Raw genomic sequence first — 20,753 nt, 5'->3', positions numbered from 1 at the left:
CCGATGCCGGCCGATTCCGCCCGCCCCGTGACGCTCGCCGACGAACCGCCCACGTTCGACGGTGCGGCGCTGCAGTTGCGCTTCGTCGTCGACGTCGCCGGCGTGCCGCAGACCTGCGCGATCACCGTCGAGGCGCTGGAAGATCATTTCGGCGCGCAGTCCGCGCTGGAAGCCGACCTGCGCGACGCGTTCGAGCGTGGCCGCACGCGTATCGAAGCCGCGTGCGCGGACGTGCTGGCGAGCGGCGACCACGACGTGGTGCTGCATAGCGGGTATTTCCGTGCGCCGGCCAAGCGCGGACGGGCGGGGGCGTTTCGCCAGCGGCAATCGTGACGGGACCGCGTTTGCCGGAGCGTTCCTTCCGCCACCTTCACTCGCCCGCCCTTACATGCCGTTGAAAACTTTGCAGCGGCCCGAACGCGCCGTCCGGTGCCATATCGCGCGGCGTGCGCACGGCATGGACACCGCTCGCACGCCGCCGATTGGCACGATCCCTGCATGCTCGTAACGTCGCCGGCGCGCGCTTCGCGTCGGCTGCCGATGCGACGCCGGTGTCGCGTCGCGCGTAGCCGCCAACGGGGAAACGAGCATGCTGACCGCCCACGAATTTGCCGCGCTGTTCCTGGTGCACCACGCGCCGGAACAGATCCAGATCGACCGCGACGACGTCGTCGCACTCGTCGAGCAACAACTGATCGTGCTGCAGCGCGACGACGCATCGGGCGCGCGCCGGCCCGCATTGACGGCCGACGGACTGTCGGTCCTGCGGTGCGTGCAGCGTCACGACGCCGACGAATCCCGTGCGATCGACGTTGGCGACGCGTGACGCACCGGGCGCGCGCGGCGGCATTCACCGCGCGATCGCGACGGACGCATTGACCTGCACGACCGGCGGCTGGCCTTCGAACGGCGGCGCGTGCAGAAAGCGGTCGATCACGCCGGCCTCGAACAGCAGGCAGTAGGTCGAGCCGCCGAACTGGAAGTAGCCGATCTCGTCGCCCTTGTCGACGCGCTGGCCCGGCACGACCTCGATCACGCACGACGACACGTCGCCCATCCCGACGAACACGGCGGCCACGGTGCCGATGCCGGGATCGTCGCTCGCGATCGCGACCACCGCGCGCGCGGCGACGGCCGTCATGTAGCCCTGCGAGTCGTTGAGCCCGGCCGGGTCCGGGCCTTCCGCTTCGGCGACCGAGTAATACGTGCCGTCCACCCGATACGCGTGCGTGACGACGCCGCGCACCGGCGCATGCCAGCGGTGGTAGTTGTACGCACTGAGATAGGCCTGGTAGACGTCGCCGCCGACGAAGCGCTCGGCGAGCGGCAGCCATGCGGGCGTGAACAGGTCGCGCAGGGAATACGGCTGCGCCTTGATCCAGAATTTGTCGCGCAGCTTCACGTTGGTTTCGGTGTGATAGGGCGCGGCTTCGCACGCGCTGACGATCACGTGAGGATCGTCGGGCGCCGCAACGGGCCGCGCACCGTCGCGAAAGCGGCGCGTGAAGAAATCGTTCCACGAATCGAAGCCCCAGTGCGGCTGGTCTTCGCGATACTGGAACTGCGAGAGCCCCAGACGCTTGCGTGCGGCGTCGCAGAACCAGCCGTCGGGCGCCGACGTGTCGAGATGCGCGCGCGAATGCGGGCCGCCGAGGAAATCGCACCAGACGTTCAGTACGCGTTTCAACTGCGCATTGACGGCCGCGTCGCGAAACACCGCATGGCCCGACGGCATGCACATCGGCCAGTCGAAGAACGCGTTCAACGGGCACACGATCAGGCTTTCCTCGCTGAACGGCGGCGTGTAGGTCATCAGATGGTCGAGCACGGTCATCAGCTCGCCGATCGACGCATAGCCGAGCCGGTACCCCGCTTCCCGCGCTTCGTCGATCGCGCGGCTCAGGCTCATGCGCAACACGGCGTTGTCGTCGAACAGCCGCGCGAGTGCCTGCACGGCCGGCGTGCGCAGCCGGTCGCCGGCCTGCGCGTGCGCTTCGCTCGCGATTTTTTCGCGGAACGCGGCCATGTGCGATTCCTCGGTGGCCATCCATCCGCCGAGGCGGCGGCGTGTGGCGGGCGGCGTGTTGCGATTCGTCGGCATCGTCACCTCCGGAACGGTTGCGGTCGAACCGGGATAGCAAGACGCTTGCCCGATGGGCGGCACCGAAATTGCGGCGTTCGAGCGACCGGTTCTTTCGATGACTCAGGGAGAAGAAATGGCTACAGATCCGAACGCACGACAGACCCACGACGCAGCGACGGACGAACGCCGCCGCAACGGACAGCGGACCGTGACGTCGACGCGCAAGCCAGCACGCACGCGAGCGGCGGTGTCGCGCGACGGCGCGCGGCGAGCCGAGCGCGGGAGCGGTAGTGCAAAAGGAAACGGACCGGTGACGCCGAGCCGTGGAGAAGAGGCATCGAAGCCGCTGTGGGAGGACGACAGCGGGACGATGCCGCCGGAAGAATGGTCGTGAGATGCCGACGTCCATCGTGTGCGGCACAAAATCGCTTACGAGCGGGCGTTTCGGTTGAAATTCGATTACGCGTGCACAAAATCGATTATGTATCGCACGTTTTGCACAAAATCGATTTCGGTGACGCAGGGCTGGCACCTATTCGGCGTCGGCCTCACTTTCCACGCCGCGCGGCAACGAGCACCGCAACGGGTAACTCGGCCAGGTAGCGATCGAGCGCCAGTGCACCGTCCGGCGTATCGATCGCTTGCTCCGCATTCAGCCAGTCGACCCACGGCCCTTCCAGCCCGCGCGGCAGCACGACCGCCGTATCGCCCCATTCCCGAGGCGCCACACGCGGCAACCCCGGCGCTTCGCCCAGCAACCGGCACGCGAGCCGCGTCGCGACCACCACCACGGTCGCCGCGTCGTCGCAGCGCGCGAACGCCACCGCATGCCTCCCGAGCGTGCCGCGCACGCGCAGCGGAACGTACGCGCCGTCCGCGAACGTCGCCGGCCACCGCGCACGCAGCGCCAGCATCCGCTCGATCAGCGCGCGCTTCACGCGCGCATCGGGCCACGTCGGCAGATACGACGCGACCGGTCCGTCGACCGGCTGCGCCGCCAGCGTCGCGAACGGCACGTCGCGCCGGTTGTCCGGATCGACGAGCGAGTGATCCCATGACTCGGTACCTTGATACAGATCGGGCACGCCGGGCGACGCGATCCGCAGCGCGGTTTGCGTCAGGCTGTTGACGACGCCTGCCGGCGCGATCCGCGCGACGAACGCGTGCAGCCGATGCGGAAAATCGCCGGCGCCGCGCGGCGTCAGGAGCGCGCGAACGAACGCTTCGCAGCCGCGCTCGTAATCCGGCTCGGGCGCGAGCCAGTCGGTGTATTGCTTCGCTTCGCGCAGCGCCTTCGTCTGCCATTGCACGACGCGCGTCGCGAGCGCGGCGAGCCCCGCCGCATCGTCGGGCGCGAGCGTCGGCGGCCAGCAGCCGACCAGCGTCTGGTACAGCATCGCCTCGGCGGCCGGCCCGGGCGTCCACGCGAGGTCGCGGTGCGCGCCGCCGCGATGCGGCAGGTTCAGCGCCGACCAGTCGAGCGACACCGCGCGCCACGCATCGGGCGCTTCGCTCAGCACCGCGAGCCGCGCACGCGCGTCCTCGCCGCGCTTGTGGTCGTGCGTGGCCGTCGCGACGAGCCCGTGCGGCACGGTGCGCGCGCGGCGCCGGTTGCGCGCATGGAAGGCGCCGCGCGACAGGCTGAAGTCGCCGGCGTCGGCGCCGACCTCGTTGCGCGACAGCAGCCGGCCATAGCGATAGTTGGCCGTATCCTCCACGCCCTTCGCGGCCAGCGGCGCGGTGAGCTGCGCGAACGCGACACGCGCCGCGGCCAGCGCGTCGGGGTTCGCGCGCGGCACGCGCACGACCGGCAGGCCGAGCCACGCGGCGACGCGTTCGAGCGCGAACCGGTCGGCCGGATCGACCGCCGCGTACGCACCGTCGTACGCATGCGCGAGGACGCGACGGTCGGTCTCGGCGAGTTCGTCGCCCGGCACCGGATACATCCGGTACACGGGGAGCCGCACCGCGAGCTCGCCGAGCACGCGCTGGATCGCGATTCGACTGACGTCGCGCGTCGCCGGCGATGCGCGCGCGATCCCGTGCAGCAACCGCGCGACCCGCGCATGCTCGACGGCGAGCTGGCGCATCAGCACGCGCCGCTTGCCGTCGAGGGCTTCCTGCGCGAACGTGCGTGCGGAACCCGATACGGCCGCCCAGTGCGCGGCGAGCGGTTCGGCGCCCGCCGGGTCGTGCAGCAGCGCGCCGACGTCGTTCATGAAGTCGTAGCCGGTGGTGCCGTCGACGGCCCAGTCGGTGCGCAGCGCCTCGCCGGGCGCGAGGATCTTCTCGACGACGATGTAGGGTCGCGCGTTGCGCTGCGCGGCGAGCCGCGCGTGCAGCCGGCGGCAATACGCGCCGGGGTTGGCGAGGCCGTCGACGTGATCGACGCGCACGCCGTCGACGAGCCCGGCCGCATGGAGGCGCAGCGGCAGCGCATGCACGGCGTCGAACACCGCGTCATCGTCGGCCCGCACGGCCGCGAGCGTCGCGATGTCGAAGAAGCGCCGCCAGTTCAGTTCGTCGGCGGCCGTGCGCCACCATGCGAGCCGGTAGTGCTGGCGTTCGAGCAGCCGGTGCAGGCACGCGCGCGAGCGCGCGCGGCGCGGGTCGGCGCCGCGCAATATCGCGTCGAACGCGTGCGGGCCGTGCGCGCGCGCATGGTCGCGCAGCGCCGCATGGGCGGCGGCGAGCCGCGCGCTGTCGCGTGCCGGCGCGGCGTCGAAGCGCTCGGCGAGCGCGTTCAGGTCCGCGCGGTTCGCGATGCGCAGGATCTCCGCGTAGGTGGCGACGGCGACCGGCAGCTGCCGTCCCGGGCACGCGATGGTGAAGCGGCCCGTGGCCGGATCGGCACGCAGCGTGATGTCGCCGGCCGCGAGCGCGTCGCCGTACGGCGCGCCGAGGCACGGCAGCAGCACCTTGCCGTCGAGCGCCGGGTCGGGCGGGTGCCAGTCGATGTCGAAGGTGCGCGCGTACGGGCTCGCCGGTCCCCATTCGAGCACGTCGTTCCACCAGCCGTTCGACGAGCCGCCGACGCCCATGTGATTCGGCACGATGTCGACGATGATGCCGAGGCCGCGCGCGCGCAGCGCGTCGACGAGCCGCATGAAGCCGGCTTCGCCGCCGAGTTCCGCGCCGAGCGCGCCGTAGTCGACGGTGTCGTAGCCATGCAGCGAGCCGGGTTCGGCCGTCGACACCGGCGACAGGTACAGGTGGCTGACGCCGAGCCGCGCGAAGTAGTCGACGTGCGCGGCCGCGTCGTCAAACGTGAAGCCCGCATGCAGCTGCAGTCGCAGCGTCGCGCGCGGGATCATGGGCCGTGCCTCGGCGCGCGGCGCGCGTGCACGACCGCGGCGATGCGGGCGCGCACGTCGGCGTCGAACAGCGTGTCGATCGTGCGCGGCAGCCGCTGCCGCCAGTTCGGATGGCCGCACGGCGGCCCCGGCAGATTCGGCTGCGCGTCGAGCGCCAGCAGATCCTCGAGCGGCAGCAGCGCGAGCGGCGACGGGCCGCTCGCGACGTATCGGAGGATCGCGGTCACCGGCGGCATGTCGGCAGGCGGCATCGCGGCGCCGGCCGGCACGCACCCGGCCTCCTGCAGCGCGCGCCACAGCGCCGTGCGCTCGCCGGCGCGTTCCGCGTGCGCGGCGAGCAGCTCGGCAGGCGGCGCCGGCGGAGGCGTCGGGTTGCCGGGTTCGGGGCGCTGCACGGTGTCGTGTCCGAACGCCATGCTTTGCACGATCTCGTCCGAATCGTGCGCGCTCGCGTCGTCCGGCGCCGGGGCGGCGACGTCGCGCGGCGGCGTGGCGTCGTGTCGTTTCGCGGCTTCGGCGTCGGCTGCGATGCGCCGCCATCCGAGATCGACGCCGCGCCACCAGCCGGCCACGGTCGGCAAATCGTGCGTCGAGGTCGTCGCGATCGCGTCGCGATCCCACGCGGACGGTGGCCGGAACGCGCCATTCGCCTCGCGCTCGAACCACAGCACGCGCATGCCCGCGACACCTTGCGCGCCGAGCCGTTCGCGCAATCCGGCCGGCACGGTGCCGAGATCCTCGCCGATCGCGATCGCGCGATGGCGGGCCGCCTCGAGCGCGACGAGCCGCACCAGATCGTCGAGCGGGTAGCGCAGGTACGCGCCGCTGCGCGGCGAGCTGCCGTCCGGCACGATCCACATCCGCGCGAAGCCGAGCACGTGATCGATACGGATGCCGCCCGCATGCGCGAACGCGGCGCGTAGCAGCTCGATGAACGGCACGAAGCCGTCCGCGCGCAGCGCCTCGGGCGACCACGTCGTCACGCCCCACGCCTGGCCGGCCGCGTTGAACAGGTCGGGCGGCGCGCCGAGCGACACGCCGCGCAGCAGCGTCGTGCCGTGCGCCCACGCGTCGCTCCCGGCGCGATCCGAGCCGACCGCGAGATCGGCGATCAGCCCGGTCGCCATGCCCGCGCCGCGCGCCGCGTGCTGCGCGTCGCCGAGCGCGCGCGACGCGCACCATTGCAGGAACGTGTGGAATGCGATCGTGTCGGCATGCGCGTGCGCGAACGCGTCGACTTCCGCCGATCCCGGCATGCGCCATGGCGCGGGCCACTGCCGCCAGTCCGCGCCGATCCCGTGTTCGATGCAGAACGCCTGCAGCGCATCGAAGCGCGCATGCGCGTCGAGCGCCGCGCCGCCCGCCGCGCGAAAACGCTGGTACGTGTCGCGCGACGGGTCGTCGCTGGCGCGCCACGCGTCGAAGCACGCACGCAGGCGGCGCAGCTTCATCGGCAGCACGCGGGGCCAGTCGATCAGCGCGGTGTCGGCCGTGGCCGCGGATGCGCGGGACGCGGCATCGGCGCCCGGCACCGCGTTGCAGTCGAGATACGCGACGTTGTGCCAGCGTCGCGACGACGGCGAATACGGGCTGTCGTGCGCGGGGAGCGCCGGGTAGCCGGCGTGCGTCGGGCTGATCGCCACCGCCTGCGCGCCGTGGCGCGCCGCCTGCGCGGCCAGCCGCGCGAGCGCCGTGTAGTCGCCCGCGCCGTCGTCGCCGGCGCGGCGCAGGCTGTAGAGTTGCGCCGCGATGCCCCAGCGTCTCGCGTCGTGCCTGCGTGCGAATGCGTCGAACGGCTGCGCGCGCGGCGGAGCGATCGCCAGGCCGATGCGCTGCTCGCCGACGTCGAGCGCGTGATAGCCGGGCATCGCGAGCGGCGGCAGCGTGCCGTGTTCGCCTGCGTCGCCCATGCGCCCGTCCACGTGCCCGCCGGTTTCGAGCGAGATCCGGAAGCGCGCGCCCGGCGACGCGACGGTCGCGGGCAGCGTCAGCGGCAGGCCGGCGTCGCCGGTCACGACGCGCGGCGGCGCCGCGTTCGCGTCGGCGAGCGCCGCCGCGCTGTCGACCCGCTGGATCGCGGTGCCGCACGGCCAGCCGAGCGCATCGACGAGCGCGACGAGCGCGTCGTCGTCCACGCGCTGCGCGACGCCGCCCGCGTCGGTCCAGTCGGGCTCCAGCCCGGCCGCACGGGCGAGCGCGGCGATCGGGACGTCGGTCGTCATGATGGGCTCCGTCCGTTCGCGCGATGCTGCCGCGCATCCTGGTTGACCGCGCCGTCGCGCCACACGATGCACGCGCGCGGCGGCAATTGCCGGCCCGGCAGCCGGTCGCGTGCGCGCGGCGGCGTTTCGAACACGATCTTGCCGACCGGTAGCGCGGGCAGCGTCGCGTCGTGCGAGCCGAGGTTCAGCGCGATCGTCAGCGTGCTGGTGTCGCCGAGGCGCCAGCGCGCGACGAGCGCCTGCGGGTCGCCGTCGCCCGCGAGCAGGTCGACGCCGAGCGACTGCGCACCGGCCAGGTGCGGCGTCACGAGCGCCGCGCGCACGGCCAGCGCGCTGCGGTAGAACCGCCGCCACGCGGCCGCGTCGGGCCACGATTCGTCGGGCGGATGGTGCGACGACGAACGCACGAACGTGGCGATGTCGTTCGGGTCGGGAATCGCGTCGCGATGCGCGGCGTCGGCGAACGCGGGAAACGCGGCGAATTCGCGGCGCCGGCCGTCGCGCACCGCGTCGGCGAGCGCGCCGCGATAGTCGGTGAAGAACTGGAACGGCTGCGTGCTGCCGTCTTCCTCGCCCATGAACAGCAGCGGAATCGAGGGCGCGAGCAGCATCAGCGCGGTCGCCGCGCGTACCGCGTCGTCGTTCGCGAGTGCACGCAGCCGTTCGCCGAACGCACGATTGCCGATCTGGTCGTGGTTCTGCAGGAACGCGACGAACGCGGTCGGCGGCAAATGCGCGCTCGGCTCGCCGCGTGCGGCGCCGTCGTGCAGCGGCGACGGCTCGCCCTGGTACGCGAAGCCTTCGCCGAGCGTGCGCGCGAAATGGCGCAGCGGCGCGTCGGCGTAGGCGCGGTAGTAGCCGTCGCGCTCGCCGGTCAGCAGCACGTGGGCGCTGTTGTGGAAGTCGTCGTTCCATTGCGCGTCGAAGCCGCCGGGGCCGAGCAGGCTCGCGGTATTGCGCTCGTTCTCCAGCACGAGATGCACGTGGCGCGCATCGCCCGCGTACGCGCGCACGCGGCGCGCGAGTTCGCGCAACCATGCGTCGTCGTCGATCGCGTGCGCGGCGTCGATGCGCAACCCGTCGAAACGGTATTCGTCGAGCCAGTACAGCGCGTTGTCGATGAAGAACGCGCTCGTCTGCGGGCGGGAGAAGTCGATCGCCGGCCCCCACGCGGTCTGCCGGTCCGAGCGGAAGAATTCGGGCGCGTAGCGCGGCAGCAGGTTGCCTTCGGGGCCGAAGTGGTTGTACACGACGTCGAGGAACACCTGCAGCCCGAGCCCGTGCGCGGTGTCGACCAGCGATTTCAGCTCCTCGGGCCGCCCGTACGACGCATCGGGCGCGAACGGCAGCACGCCGTCGTAGCCCCAGTTGCGCGCGCCGGGGAATGCATTGACAGGCATCAGCTCGATCGCGGTCACGCCGAGTTCGGCGATCGACGGCAGCCGCCGCTCGACGGCCGCGTAGCCGCCGCATGCGCCGACGTGCAGCTCGTACAGCACCGTCTCGTGCCACGGGCGGCCGCGCCACCCGTCGTGGCGCCAGCGGTACGCGGCCGGATCGACGACCTGGCTCGGGCCCAGCACGTCGTAGGGCTGAAAGCGCGACGCGGGATCGGCTACCGCGAGCGCGTCGTCGAGCAGATAGCGATACAGCGTGCCGGGGCCGCACGGCGCGACCGTCTCGAACCAGCCATCGCCGGCCGGCGTCATCGGAATCGCGCGGCCGCCTTCGTCCTGCAGCTCGACGGCGGCCGTGCGGCTCGCGGGCGCCCACAGCCGGAAGCGCGTGCGCTCGGCATCGACGCAGGTCGCGCCGAACGACGATTCGAATGCATGCGTGCCGGTGGGGCGCGCGGAACGGGTGGTCATGGCGGTCCTCACGAAGGGTAATCGGGCGGCACGGCCGCGACCGCGATCACGGCCGCGTGCGCGGCGACGTCGAGCCCGGCTTGCGGCCACGAGCGCGGGCCGGCGTCGGGTGTGGCGGTATCGAGCAGGATGCGGTATTCGAGCACGGGCGCGGGCGGCATGAACGTGATGGTCGCGGCCGACGCGTTCAGCATCACGAGCAACGCCTCGGTGCGGCCGGTGCGGCCGGTGCCGACGCGCCGCATCGTCAGCGCGCGGCCTTCGCCGTCTTCCCATGCAGGCACGGTGAGCGCGTCGCCGCGTTCGTCGAACCACTCGATCTCGCGCATGCCCGGCGCGCCGTCGCGGTCGCCCGACGGATAACGCGGCGCCGACATCACCGGGTACATGCGTCGCAGCGCGGCGAGCCGCGACACGAAGCGCGTCATCTGCACGCCGTCGTCGCTGTGCGCGAGGTCCCAGTCGAGCCACGACAGTTCGTTATCCTGGCAATACGCGTTGTTGTTGCCCTGCTGCGTGCGGCAGAATTCGTCGCCGGCGACGAGCATCGGCGTGCCGAGCGCGGTAAACAGCGTCGCGAGCATCGAGCGGGCGACGCGCGCGCGCACATCGCGGATCGCCGCGTCGTCGGTCGGCCCTTCGGCGCCCCAGTTCGCGCTGCAGTTGTCGTCGTGGCCGTCGCGGTTGTCCTCGCCGTTCGCGTCGTTGTGCTTGCCCGCATACGACACGAGGTCGGCGAGCGTGAAACCGTCGTGCGCGGTGATGAAATTGACCGACGCCCACGTGCGGCGCCGCCCGTGGTTGAACAGGTCGGCCGAACCCGACAAGCGCGCGGCCAGTTCCGGGCGCTGTCCGGCATCGCCGCGCCAGAAGCGCCGCACGGTGTCGCGAAACCGGTCGTTCCATTCGGCGAAACCGGGCGGATGGCGGCCGAGCTGATAGCCGCCGGGGCCGAGATCCCAGGGCTCGGTGATCAGCTTGCGCTGCGCGAGCACCGGGTCCTGCCGCAATGCGTCGAAAAACCCTGCGCCCGGATCGAAGCCGTGATCCTCGCGGCCGAGCGTCACGCCGAGATCGAAGCGGAAGCCATCGACGTTGAATGCGGTCGCCCAGTAGCGCAGCGAGTCCATCACCATCTGCACGACGCGCGGATGCGACATGTTCAGCGTGTTGCCGCAGCCGGTTTCGTCGACGTGGTAACGCGGATCGTCGGGCCGCAGCCGGTAGTAGCTCGCGTTGTCGAGGCCGCGCCACGACAGCGTCGGCCCGAGCTGATTGCCTTCGCACGTGTGGTTGTAGACGACGTCGAGCACCACTTCGATGCCGGCCGCATGCAACTGGCGGATCGCGATGCGCATTTCGTCGAGCCGCCGGGTCGTGAGATACGCGGGTTCCGGCGCGAAGAACGCGGCCGTGTCGTAGCCCCAGTAGTTGCGCATCCCGCGATGCACGAGCGCACGCTGCTGCAGGAATGCGTGAACCGGCAGCAGCTCGACCGTCGTCACACCGATCGACAGCAGATGATCGATGAACGCAGGATGCGCGAGCGACGCGAACGTGCCGCGCTCCGGTGGGCGCAGCCCCGCGCGGCGCATCGACGCGCCGCGCACGTGGGTCTCGTAGATCACGGTGCTGCGCCACGGCACGTTCGGGCGGCGGTCGGTGCTCCAGTCGAATGCCTCGTCGACGACCACGGCCTTCGGCATCGCGGGCGCCGAATCGCGGCGGTCGATCGACAGGTCCGCGCGGTTCGAATGCACGCGATAGCCGAACAACGCGTCCGACCAGCGGAACTGGCCGACCAGCTTGCGCGCGTACGGGTCGAGCAGGAGCTTGGTCGGATTGAAGCGGTGGCCGTGTTGCGGCTGGTACGGGCCGTCCGCGCGAAAGCCGTACACGGTGCCCGGATGCGCGTTGGGCAGGTAGCCGTGCCACACCTCGTCGGTGCATTCGGGCAGGTCGAGGCGCGCGAGTTCCTTGCGGCCGGTCGGATCGAACACGCACAGCTGGATGCGCTGCGCATGCGCGGAAAATACCGCGAAGTTGGTCCCGAGGCCGTCCCACGTGGCGCCGAGCGGGTAGCAGCGGCCGGGGTCGAGACGGGCGGGCAGGGCGGTCGGCATGGGGCGGTCTCCGTGTCGAGGGCGCGGGAAATCAGGCAGGTGTCAGCCACAGCGTGGCGAGCGGCGGCAGGCGCAAGGTGGCCGACCACGCCTCGCCGTGGGCGGGCACGGCTTCGGCCCACACGGCGCCGTCGTTGCCGGCGTTGGTGCCGCCGTACGACGCGGCATCGGTGTTCATCAGTTCGCGCCAATGACCCGGCGCGGGCAGCCCGAGGCGGTAACCGGCGCGCGGCACGGGCGTGAAGTTGCAGACGGCGACGACCAGGTGCCCCGCATCGTCGCGGCGCGCGAACGCGAACACGCTGTTGTCGCGGTCGTCGCCGATCAGCCAGGAGAACCCGGCCGCATGGCAGTCGAGCGCATGCAGCGCCGGTTCGGCCGCATACGTGCGGTTGAGGTCCCGCACGAGCCGCTGCACGCCGCGATGCGCGGGCGCGTCGAGCAAGTCCCAGTGCGGCGACGCATCGTGCGCGAACTCGGCCCATTGTGCGAATTCGCTGCCCATGAACAGCAGCTTCTTGCCGGGATGCGCCCACATGAAACCGAAATACGCGCGCAGCGTCGCGAGCCGCTGCCACGCGTCGCCGGGCATCTTCGCGACGAGCGAGCCCTTGCCGTGCACGACCTCGTCGTGCGACAGCGGCAGCACGAAGCGCTCGGAGAACGCGTACACGAGCCCGAACGTCATGCGGTCGTGGTGATAGCGGCGGTGGATCGGGTCTTCGTGCAGATACGCGAGCGTGTCGTGCATCCAGCCCATGTTCCACTTGAAGTCGAAGCCGAGCCCGCCGTCGCCGGTCGGCGCGGTGACGCCCGGCCACGCGGTCGATTCCTCCGCGACGGTGACGACGCCGGCCGGCGCGGCCGCACCGTGCAGCGTGTCGTTCAACCGGCGCAGGAACGCGACCGATTCGAGGTTTTCGCGGCCGCCGTATACGTTCGGCACCCATTCGCCTTCCTTGCGCGAATAGTCGCGGTACAGCATCGACGCGACCGCATCCACGCGGATGCCGTCGACGTGATAGCGGCGCGCCCACGCGAGCGCCGACGCGACGAGGAACGCGCCGACCTCCGTGCGCCCGACGTTGAACACGCAGGTGTTCCAGTCGGGATGCATTCCCTCGCGCGGATCGGCGTGCTCGTACAGCGCGCTGCCGTCGAATTGCGCGAGCCCGTGCGCGTCGTTCGGAAAATGCGCGGGCACCCAGTCGACGAGCACGCCGATGCCGGCCGCATGCGCGCGATCGACGAAGCGCGCGAAGCCGTCGACCGGCCCGAAGCGCGCGGACGGCGCGAACTGCGCGAGCGGCTGGTAGCCCCACGAGCCGCCGAACGGGTATTCGGCGATCGGCATGAACTCGACGTGCGTGAAGCCCATGCCCTTGACGTACGGAATCAGCCGCTCCGCCAGCTCGTCCCACGTCGCGCTGCGTTCCATTTCCTCGGGTATGCGCAGCCACGACTCCGGATGGACCTCGTAGATCGACCACGGCACGCGATAGCGGTCGTGGCGCGGCCGCGCCTGCATCCAGCCGTCGTCGTGCCACGCGAACGCGTCGAGCGCCGCGACGTCGGCGACCACCGACGCCGTGCGCGGCGGCGCTTCGGTCGCGCGCGCGCACGGATCGGCCTTGTGCGGCAGCACGCGCCCGTCGGCCGCGCGCAGCTCGTACTTGTAGCGTTCGCCCGCGCTGATGCCCGGCACGAACAGCTCCCACACGCCCGACGGCCGTCGCAGCCGCATCGGATGGCGGCGCCCGTCCCATCCGTTGAAATCGCCGACCACCGAGACGCGCTGCGCGTTCGGCGCCCATACGGCGAAGCGCACGCCGTCGGTATCGTCGATGCGCACGGGCGTCGCGCCGAGGCACTCGAGCACGGCGGCCGGGTCGCCGGCCGAGAAGCGCGCGAGCGCCGCGTCGTCGAGCAGCGTGCCGAATGCGTACGCGTCGTCGGTCACCTGGTGCGCACCCGGCCAGTCGATCGCGAGCAGGTAATGGGGCCAGCCGCCGTCGTGCGCGATCGTCCCCGCGAAGCAGCCGGCGCGATCGATGCACGCGAGCGCGCCGAGTTCGGCGCCGTCCGGCGACAGCGCGCGCACCCGTTCGGCGCCGGGCAGCAGCGCCCGCACGACGATCCGGTCGGCCTGTTCGTGCGGGCCGAGGCACGCGAACGGGTCGGGATGCCGGCCGGCGAGCAGTGCGTCGATGTCGGCGCGTTCGAACAGCGTGTCGGTCATGGGTTTCCTCCGTCGTCGGGCAGCACGCCGTCGCCGAGCAGGCGATCGACCAGCGCCGCGAGCCCGCCGACCGGCACGCTCAGCCAGTCGGGCCGGTTCGAGGCTTCGTAGCACAGCTCGTACGACGCCTTGTCGATCAGGAACAGCGCGAGCAGGCGGTCCGCGTAGCGCGGGTCGACGAAGCGCGCGGGCGCGAGGTCCGCGGCCGCGCGATAGCATTCGACGAAGCGGTCGGCGGCGGCCTGCCCGAAGCGGTCGAACAGTGCGCGCTTGCGGCCGGCGGCCTGCGGCGGCGCTTTTTCGATCGCGAACTGCGCGGTCGCGCTCACGTACGACAGCGAGCGCAGCAGGCCGGCCACGTCGCGCAGCGGATGCGACTTCGCGCGACGCCGCTCGAGCGGGCGCGCCGGTTCGCCTTCGAAGTCGATCAGCAGCGCGTCGCCCTGCACGTCGAGCACCTGGCCCAGATGAAAATCGCCGTGAATCCGCGTGCATTGCGCATCGAGCGTGCGCGGCACGAGTTCGCCGAGCGCCCGCACGGCCGCGTCGCGCGATGCGAGCAGCGCGTCGGCCGATGCGCGGGTGGCCGCATCGAGCGCGTCGAGCCGCGTGCGCAGCACGTCGAGCGCACGCTCGAACGACGCGATCGCGTCCACGCACCAGCCGTCGACGTGCTCGGGCGTCGCGCGCTCCGGCGCGAACGCGGGATCGTCGGACGGCTGCGCGAGCGCGACGTGCAACTGGCCGAGCCGCGTGCCGATGATGCCCGCGAACGCCGCGTAGCCGAGCAGCGCATCGGGCGCTTCGTCCGTCTCGGCGGCCTCGCCTTCGTCCGCGGCCGGCAGCGCGAGCTCGTCGATCGCGCGCCGCAGGAAATCGAACGAGCGCGTCCACGCGTCGCCCTGGTTGTCGACGTAGCGCTGCAGGATCGCGACCGTGTGCGGCGAGCCGTCCGGATCGACGTGCACGACTTCGCCGGCCAGCGTCGCGGTGTTCGCATAGCCGATGCGCGTCAGGTGGCGGCTCATTTCGGCTTCCGGATGAACGCCGTGCGCGACCTTGCGCACGAGCTTCAGCACGATCGCGTCGCCGATCACGAGCGAGCTGTTGCTTTGCTCGGCCGCGAGCCAGCGCACCTCCGCGTCGTCGCCCGGGTCCAGCCCGACAAGCGCGTCTTCCGGAAGAAAGGTGAGCCGGCCGCCGTCGGCCGTCGGCACCGTCGCGCCGTCGCGCAGCTTGCGCAGCATCCCGCGCGCGAACGCCGGCAGCGCGAACGCGTCGGTCAGGTAGCCGACCGTGTGGCCGCGCCGCACGCGCGCCAGGGCGAGCTGCGTGAACAACGGATGAGACGTCTCGCCGCCCCAGGCGGTCGCGAGCGGCACCACGTAGCGTTCGACGCCGCCGTCGCTTGCGGACACCCACGCCTCGGCATACTGGAACGGCTCGTCCGCCACCGGCGTGACGACGTTCAGCCACGCGTCGCCGATCGCGCGGTCCTTCGACGCGAACCAGCGCCGTCGTGCGAGCCACGACGCGAGCGCGTCGTGCGCGAGCGCATGCAGTTGCGAGACGTCCGGCCGCGTATCGCCGCGCCGCATCACGAGCGTCACGTATTCGGGCAGCGGCTCCGCGTGCGGCTGCCGCCACGACGGCTCGCGGCCGTGCTCGGCGAGCACGAACCACAGGAACCCGTACGGCGGGAAGGTGAGGAGATACGGGAGCTGGCCGATCGGCGGAAACGGCGAATCGGACGTCATCTCGATCGGCACGCGGCCCGCGAATTCGGACAGGTCGAGTTCGACCGCCTGCGACGCGCGCGACAGGTTCGCGACGCACAGCACCGGCTCGTGGCCCTCCAGCTCGCGCAGGTACGCGAGCACCTTGCGGTTCTCCGGACGCAGGAAGCGGATCGTGCCGCGCCCGAACGCCTGCGACGCGCGGCGCGTCGCGAGGATGCGGCGCGTCCAGTTCAGCAGCGAATGCGGATCGCGCGTCTGCGCCTCGACGTTGATCGCGTCGTAGCCGTACAGCGAGCCCATCACCGGCGGCAGCACGAGCAGTTCCGGGTCGGCGCGCGAGAAGCCGCCGTTGCGATCCGACGACCACTGCATCGGCGTGCGCACGCCGTCGCGGTCGCCGAGGTGGATGTTGTCGCCCATCCCGAGCTCGTCGCCGTAGTAGATCACCGGCGTGCCGGGCATCGACAGCAGCAGCGAATTGATCAGCTCGATGCGGCGCCGGTCGCGCTCCATCAGCGGTGCGAGCCGGCGCCGGATGCCGAGATTCAGCCTGGCGCGCCGGTCGCTCGCATAGGCCTGCCACAGCAGGTCGCGTTCCGAGTCGGTGACCATCTCGAGCGTCAGCTCGTCGTGGTTGCGCAGGAACACGGCCCACTGGTTGCTCGGCGCGAGCGCCGGCGTCTGTCGCATGATGTCGAGGATCGGGAAGCGATCCTCGCTCGCGATCGACATGTAGATGCGCGGCATCAGCGGGAAGTGGAACGCCATGTGGCATTCGTCCTCGTTGCCGAAGTATTCCTGCACGTCCTCCGGCCACTGGTTCGCCTCGGCGAGCAGCATCCGGTTCGGATACTCGGCGTCGATCGTCGCGCGGATCCGCTTCAGGATCGCATGCGTCTCCGGCAGGTTCTCGTTGTTCGTGCCTTCGCGCTCGACCAGGTACGGCACCGCGTCGAGCCGCAGCCCGTCGATGCCGAGGTCGAGCCAGAAGCGCATCACCTGGATCACTTCGCGCACGACGGCCGGGTTGTCGAAGTTCAGGTCCGGCTGGTGCGAATAGAAGCGGTGCCAGTAGTACTGGCCGGCCACCGGGTCGTGGGTCCAGTTCGACGTTTCGGTATCCAGAAAGATGATCCGCGTGCCCGCGTATTTCGTGTCGGTATCGGACCACACGTAATAGTCGCGATGCGTGGAGCCCGGCTTCGCACGGCGCGCGCGCTGGAACCACGGGTGCTGGTCCGACGTGTGGTTGATCACGAGCTCCGCGATCACGCGGATGCCGCGCGCATGCGCTTCGCGGATGAAGCGCCGCACATCGGCCAGCGTGCCGTAGTCGGGATGCACGTCGCGGTAGTCGGCGATGTCGTAGCCGTCGTCGCGGCGCGGCGACGGATAGAACGGCAGCAGCCAGATCGTGTCGACGCCGAGTTCGGCGATGTAGTCGAGCTTCGCGATCAGGCCGGGAAAATCGCCGATGCCGTCGTTGTTCGAGTCGTAGAACGACTTCACGTGCACCTGGTAGATGATCGCGTCCTTGTACCACAGCGGATCGTCCGCACAGAGCGCGGGTTCGCGGCGGCGCGCGCGGCGCCGGCGCGGCGTGCCGGCCGGCGCGAGCGACGGGAACTGCGCGCGCCGTACGTCGTCGAGGGAATCTTCGCGTTTCATCATCCGTGGGCTCCCGAGGAGGGTCGGGCGTCGTCCGGTGCGGGCGCCGCCGCCCGCGCGGCGCCCGGAGACGGCGCGAGCCGCCAGATTGCGTACGGCCGCACGTGCGGGTCGAGCGAGACGTACTGGCGATGGCCTCGCCAGCTTTCCGCGTGCGCGGCGTCCTGTTCGAGCGCATCGAGCGGTTCGCCGTCGGCCAGCCCGAGGCCGCGCCACAGCGCCGCATCGAGCGTGAAGTTCGCGGCCTGCGGATGCCACGGGTCGAGGCTGATCGCGACGGCCACCACGCTGTCGAACGCGGGCGTCGCCTTCGTGAATACGAGCACCGAATCGTTGTCGGCCTCGACGAAGGTCAGCCCGAGATGCGTCTGCAGCGCCGGATGATCGCGCCGTGCGCGATTCAGCCGCGCGATTTCCGTGCCGATGTGCGCGGCCTTGCTCCAGTCGCGCGCGCGCAGCTCGTATTTCTCGGCGTCCGCGTATTCCTCGCTGTCCGGCAGCGGTGCCGATTCGCCGAGCTCGAAGCCCGAGTACAGGCCCCACGAGCCGGCCAGCGTCGCCGCGAGCGCCGCGCGGATCACGAACTGCGAGCGCGGCGCGTTCTGCAGGTGGCGCGGGTTGATGTCGGGCGTGTTGACGAAGAAGTTCGGCCGGAAGAATTCGCGCGCAGGGCCGGCCGTCAACTCGGTCAGGTAGTCGATGAAGTCGCGCTTCGACTCGCGCCACGTGAAGTACGTGTACGACTGCGAGAAGCCGACCTTGGCGAGCCGGTACATCATCCCCGGCCGCGTAAACGCCTCGGACAGGAACACGACGTCCGGATGCCGGCCGCGCACGTCGGCGATCATCCACGCCCAGAACGGCAGCGGCTTCGTGTGCGGGTTGTCGACGCGGAAGATCCGCACGCCCGCATCGACCCAGAACAGCACCGCGTCGCGCAGCGCGAGCCACAGGTCGGGCAGCGCGTCCGGCGCGTAGAAATCGGGGTTCACGATGTCCTGGTAGCGCTTCGGCGGATTTTCGGCGAAGCGCAGCGAGCCGTCGGGCCGCCATGCAAACCAGCCCGGATGTGCGGCGAGCCATGGATGGTCGGGCGAGCACTGGATCGCGAAATCGAGCGCGATCTCGAGCCCGTGCCCGCGCGCGGCGTCGACCAGTGCACGGAACGATTCGAGCGTGCCGAGTTCCGGATGCACGGCCGTATGCCCGCCGTCGGGGGAGCCGATCGCGTACGGGCTGCCGACGTCGTCGGGGCCGGCGGTGAGGCTGTTGTTGCGGCCCTTGCGGGCGGACGTGCCGATCGGGTGGATCGGCGGGAAATACAGCACGTCGAAACCCATGTCGCGGATGCGCGGCAAATGGGCGATCACGTCGTCGAACGTGCCGTGCCGGTGCGGATCGTCGCTCGCCGAGCGCGGAAACATCTCGTACCAGCTCGAGAAGCGCGCCTTGCGGCGCTCGACGTCGACCGGGTAGGTCGTCCCGTCGTGCGTGACGAACGGGCGGTAGCGCAGCGCCGCGAACGCGTCGGCGAGCGCGGGCGCGCCAATCAGCGCGAGGCGGTCGTCGGGCGACGCGTCCTTGAGCTCGGCGGCGAGCCGTTCCATCCGCGTGACCGCGCGCGGATCGTCCGGCTCGGCGAGCTTCAGCGCGGTCGCGAGCAGCAGTTGCGCTTCGCGCACCTCCAGCGTCACGTCCTGGCCGGCCGCCCGCTTTTTCGCGATGTCGGTGACCAGCGACGCCCAGTCGTCGCGCCACGCGATCACGCGAAATTCATGGCGACCGAGCCGGTCGAGCATGACGCGCGCATGCCAACGGTCGTTCGGCTCGGCTTCGAACGGGATTTCGCGCCAGGCGTCGTCGTCGGCGGCGCGCCACTGGAGCACGGCCGCCAGATGCGCGTGCCCGTCCGTGAAGATCGACGCACGAACGACGAGCGGCTCGCCGATCACGCGCTTGATCGCGAAGCGGCCGTCGTCGACCGACGGCTCGACGCGCTCGATCGCGATCCGGTCGGCCGCGAGCGCCGCCGAGAGCACGGTGCGCTCGCGCGCGGCGTCGGGACGCGCGGTGACGGGCGGCGCCTGCCACGCGTGCAGCAGCGCATACGCGCCGGGCGCGAGCGTGAACGGCTCGAGCGCGGCCGGCGGATGCGTTTGCGCGCCGTCGTGCGTGGCGACGCGCGTGAAGCCGCCCGGCACGCCGGGCAGGATCGTCGCCGGGTCGACCGTGGCCGGCGCGTCGAGATCGGGATTCAACGCAATCAGCAACGCGGTGTCGTCGTGTTCGAGCAATGGACCGGTGCCGCGCAGCAGCGCGGTCGCATGCGCGCCCGGCGCGCTCAGTTGCACGATTTCGCCGCGGGCCGCCACGACGGGCGTGGCGCGGCGCCATGCATTCGCATCGGCGATCGCGCCCGACAGGTCGAAACGGGCGTGCTCGAACGCGACGCGGTAGCGTTCGGCATCCGCGTCGCGGGCCATCAGCGGCACCGTCACGCCGCGCTCGAAGCCCATCGGCACGAGCCAGCCGGTGCCGACGGCGGCGGCCGTCCACAGCGCGCGGCGATACGCGCGGGCGACGGTGTCGTCGGGTGCGTCGGGCCAGTCGTCGGCGAGACGCGGGCCGTCCGGCGCATCGGGAAACGCGATCGGCGCGCCGATGCGCCGCAGCAGCCGGTGTTCGTCCGTGAACCATGGCGCGCGCAGGTCCCACCAGCGCACCGACGAGAACACCGCGTCGAAGCCGGCGGTTTCGAGCTGTGCGAGCGCGTCGCGCGCATGGCCGGGCACGCCGGCGAGCACGGCGACGTCCGGGCGCGCACGGCGCAGCGCCGCGCGCCAGCCGGGCCACCAGTCGGCCGGCAGATGATGGGGGGCGTCGATCAGGAAGCCGGCCGCGCCCGCGTCGGCGAACGTCGCGAGATGCGCGCACCACCATGCCGAGAGCGCGTCGCGCGCCGCTGCGTCGCCGGCGTTCGCCTGCGCGATATCCAGCGCGTGCGCGGTGCCGCGCGGGTCGATCAGCGCATCGTCGTGCGCGTGCTCGACGTACCAGTCGGGATGGTCGGCGCGCAGCGGGTTCTCGCGCGCGATGCGATCGGGCACGACTTCGAGCAGCAGGCGCAGCCCGTGGCCTTTCGCCAGTTGCGCGAGCCGCGAGAAGGTTTCCAGTGCGCTGGCGCGCGTCGCGAACGATTGGGCCGGCTGCCGGAAATCGGCCACGTGGCGCGGAAAACCGGCGACGCTCGCGGCCCAGAACGCGCCGACGAGCACGTGATCGAAGCCCATGCCGGCGATATGCGCGAAGGTCGGCGGCCACGCGTCGAGCGGCCCCACGAGACGGGCGTCGCAGAAGTAGAGGTGCGGAGCGAACGGCGGTGTGGAGTCCATGGCGTGGCGAGGGCGAGTGGCGGCGAGCGGTAAAGCCGGTGCGTCGCAACGCGCGTGCCTGCTGCGCGACCGTCGGCGGGGCGGGGCGTTCGCGGGAATGCGAAT

The 20,753-nt window shown here is 71.4% G+C and carries 11 protein-coding genes; 3 read left to right on the top strand and 8 right to left on the bottom strand.

Annotation, left to right across the window (positions count from 1 at the left end; genetic code table 11):
• The first annotated feature begins 3 nt into the window (after positions 1-3).
• Positions 4-333, top strand: a complete 330-nt coding sequence (locus WT24_RS03105) for a DUF1488 domain-containing protein (protein ID WP_059794170.1) — start codon at positions 4-6, stop codon at positions 331-333.
• A gap of 256 nt (positions 334-589) precedes the next feature.
• Positions 590-826 carry a hypothetical protein gene (locus WT24_RS03100; protein WP_059500521.1) on the top strand — a complete coding sequence of 79 codons (237 nt, stop codon included), beginning with the start codon at positions 590-592 and terminating at the stop codon, positions 824-826.
• 24 nt (positions 827-850) lie between these two features.
• Here the strand turns inward: WT24_RS03100 and WT24_RS03095 are convergent, their stop codons facing one another.
• Positions 851-2,101 carry a phosphatidylserine decarboxylase family protein gene (locus tag WT24_RS03095; protein WP_060031256.1) on the bottom strand — a complete coding sequence of 417 codons (1,251 nt, stop codon included), beginning with the start codon at positions 2,099-2,101 and terminating at the stop codon, positions 851-853.
• A 52-nt stretch (positions 2,102-2,153) separates the two neighbouring features.
• On the opposite strand from WT24_RS03095, the gene WT24_RS32040 reads away from it, so the two are divergent.
• Positions 2,154-2,477, top strand: a complete 324-nt coding sequence (locus WT24_RS32040) for a hypothetical protein (RefSeq protein ID WP_257127416.1) — start codon at positions 2,154-2,156, stop codon at positions 2,475-2,477.
• A gap of 154 nt (positions 2,478-2,631) precedes the next feature.
• Here the strand turns inward: WT24_RS32040 and treY are convergent, their stop codons facing one another.
• Genes treY through WT24_RS03060 form a run of 7 tightly spaced genes read right to left on the bottom strand, consistent with a single transcriptional unit; the run spans position 2,632 to position 20,648 of the window.
• Positions 2,632-5,397, bottom strand: coding sequence for a malto-oligosyltrehalose synthase (gene treY / locus WT24_RS03090; RefSeq protein ID WP_060031193.1), 2,766 nt, complete (start codon positions 5,395-5,397; stop codon positions 2,632-2,634).
• The gene (gene malQ, locus WT24_RS03085; protein WP_060031190.1) at positions 5,394-7,619 is read right to left on the bottom strand and encodes a 4-alpha-glucanotransferase; all 2,226 of its coding nucleotides are present in this window, start codon (positions 7,617-7,619) and stop codon (positions 5,394-5,396) included. The genes treY and malQ overlap by 4 nt, the downstream gene beginning before the upstream one ends.
• On the bottom strand, positions 7,616-9,487 hold the full coding sequence (gene treZ, locus WT24_RS03080) for a malto-oligosyltrehalose trehalohydrolase (RefSeq protein WP_060031187.1): 1,872 nt from the start codon (positions 9,485-9,487) through the stop codon (positions 7,616-7,618). The genes malQ and treZ overlap by 4 nt, the downstream gene beginning before the upstream one ends.
• Before the next feature lie 8 nt (positions 9,488-9,495).
• On the bottom strand, positions 9,496-11,610 hold the full coding sequence (glgX, locus tag WT24_RS03075) for a glycogen debranching protein GlgX (protein WP_059794183.1): 2,115 nt from the start codon (positions 11,608-11,610) through the stop codon (positions 9,496-9,498).
• A gap of 31 nt (positions 11,611-11,641) precedes the next feature.
• Entirely contained in the window at positions 11,642-13,849 is a 2,208-nt protein-coding gene (gene glgB / locus WT24_RS03070; protein WP_060031184.1) for a 1,4-alpha-glucan branching protein GlgB, read from the bottom strand.
• Positions 13,846-17,256, bottom strand: a complete 3,411-nt coding sequence (treS, locus tag WT24_RS03065) for a maltose alpha-D-glucosyltransferase (RefSeq protein WP_060031253.1) — start codon at positions 17,254-17,256, stop codon at positions 13,846-13,848. The genes glgB and treS overlap by 4 nt, the downstream gene beginning before the upstream one ends.
• Positions 17,256-20,648 carry a maltotransferase domain-containing protein gene (locus WT24_RS03060; RefSeq protein ID WP_060031181.1) on the bottom strand — a complete coding sequence of 1,131 codons (3,393 nt, stop codon included), beginning with the start codon at positions 20,646-20,648 and terminating at the stop codon, positions 17,256-17,258. Before WT24_RS03060 ends, treS begins: the two co-directional genes overlap by 1 nt.
• Positions 20,649-20,753: the final 105 nt, after the last annotated feature.

Source organism: Burkholderia sp. MSMB1078WGS (assembly GCF_001528895.1).
Classification (GTDB): domain Bacteria; phylum Pseudomonadota; class Gammaproteobacteria; order Burkholderiales; family Burkholderiaceae; genus Burkholderia.
This window is presented reverse-complemented; position numbering and strand designations above follow the sequence as displayed.

What these genes read in the sequence shown, in the direction of transcription:
- WT24_RS03105 (WP_059794170.1), top strand. Translation starts at nt 4, where the DNA reads ATGCCGGCCGATTCCGCCCGCCCCGTGACGCTCGCCGACGAACCGCCC.
- WT24_RS03100 (WP_059500521.1), top strand. Translation starts at nt 590, where the DNA reads ATGCTGACCGCCCACGAATTTGCCGCGCTGTTCCTGGTGCACCACGCG.
- WT24_RS03095 (WP_060031256.1), bottom strand. Translation starts at nt 2,101, where the DNA reads ATGCCGACGAATCGCAACACGCCGCCCGCCACACGCCGCCGCCTCGGC.
- WT24_RS32040 (WP_257127416.1), top strand. Translation starts at nt 2,154, where the DNA reads ATGGGCGGCACCGAAATTGCGGCGTTCGAGCGACCGGTTCTTTCGATG.
- treY (WP_060031193.1), bottom strand. Translation starts at nt 5,397, where the DNA reads ATGATCCCGCGCGCGACGCTGCGACTGCAGCTGCATGCGGGCTTCACG.
- malQ (WP_060031190.1), bottom strand. Translation starts at nt 7,619, where the DNA reads ATGACGACCGACGTCCCGATCGCCGCGCTCGCCCGTGCGGCCGGGCTG.
- treZ (WP_060031187.1), bottom strand. Translation starts at nt 9,487, where the DNA reads ATGACCACCCGTTCCGCGCGCCCCACCGGCACGCATGCATTCGAATCG.
- glgX (WP_059794183.1), bottom strand. Translation starts at nt 11,610, where the DNA reads ATGCCGACCGCCCTGCCCGCCCGTCTCGACCCCGGCCGCTGCTACCCG.
- glgB (WP_060031184.1), bottom strand. Translation starts at nt 13,849, where the DNA reads ATGACCGACACGCTGTTCGAACGCGCCGACATCGACGCACTGCTCGCC.
- treS (WP_060031253.1), bottom strand. Translation starts at nt 17,256, where the DNA reads ATGAAACGCGAAGATTCCCTCGACGACGTACGGCGCGCGCAGTTCCCG.
- WT24_RS03060 (WP_060031181.1), bottom strand. Translation starts at nt 20,648, where the DNA reads ATGGACTCCACACCGCCGTTCGCTCCGCACCTCTACTTCTGCGACGCC.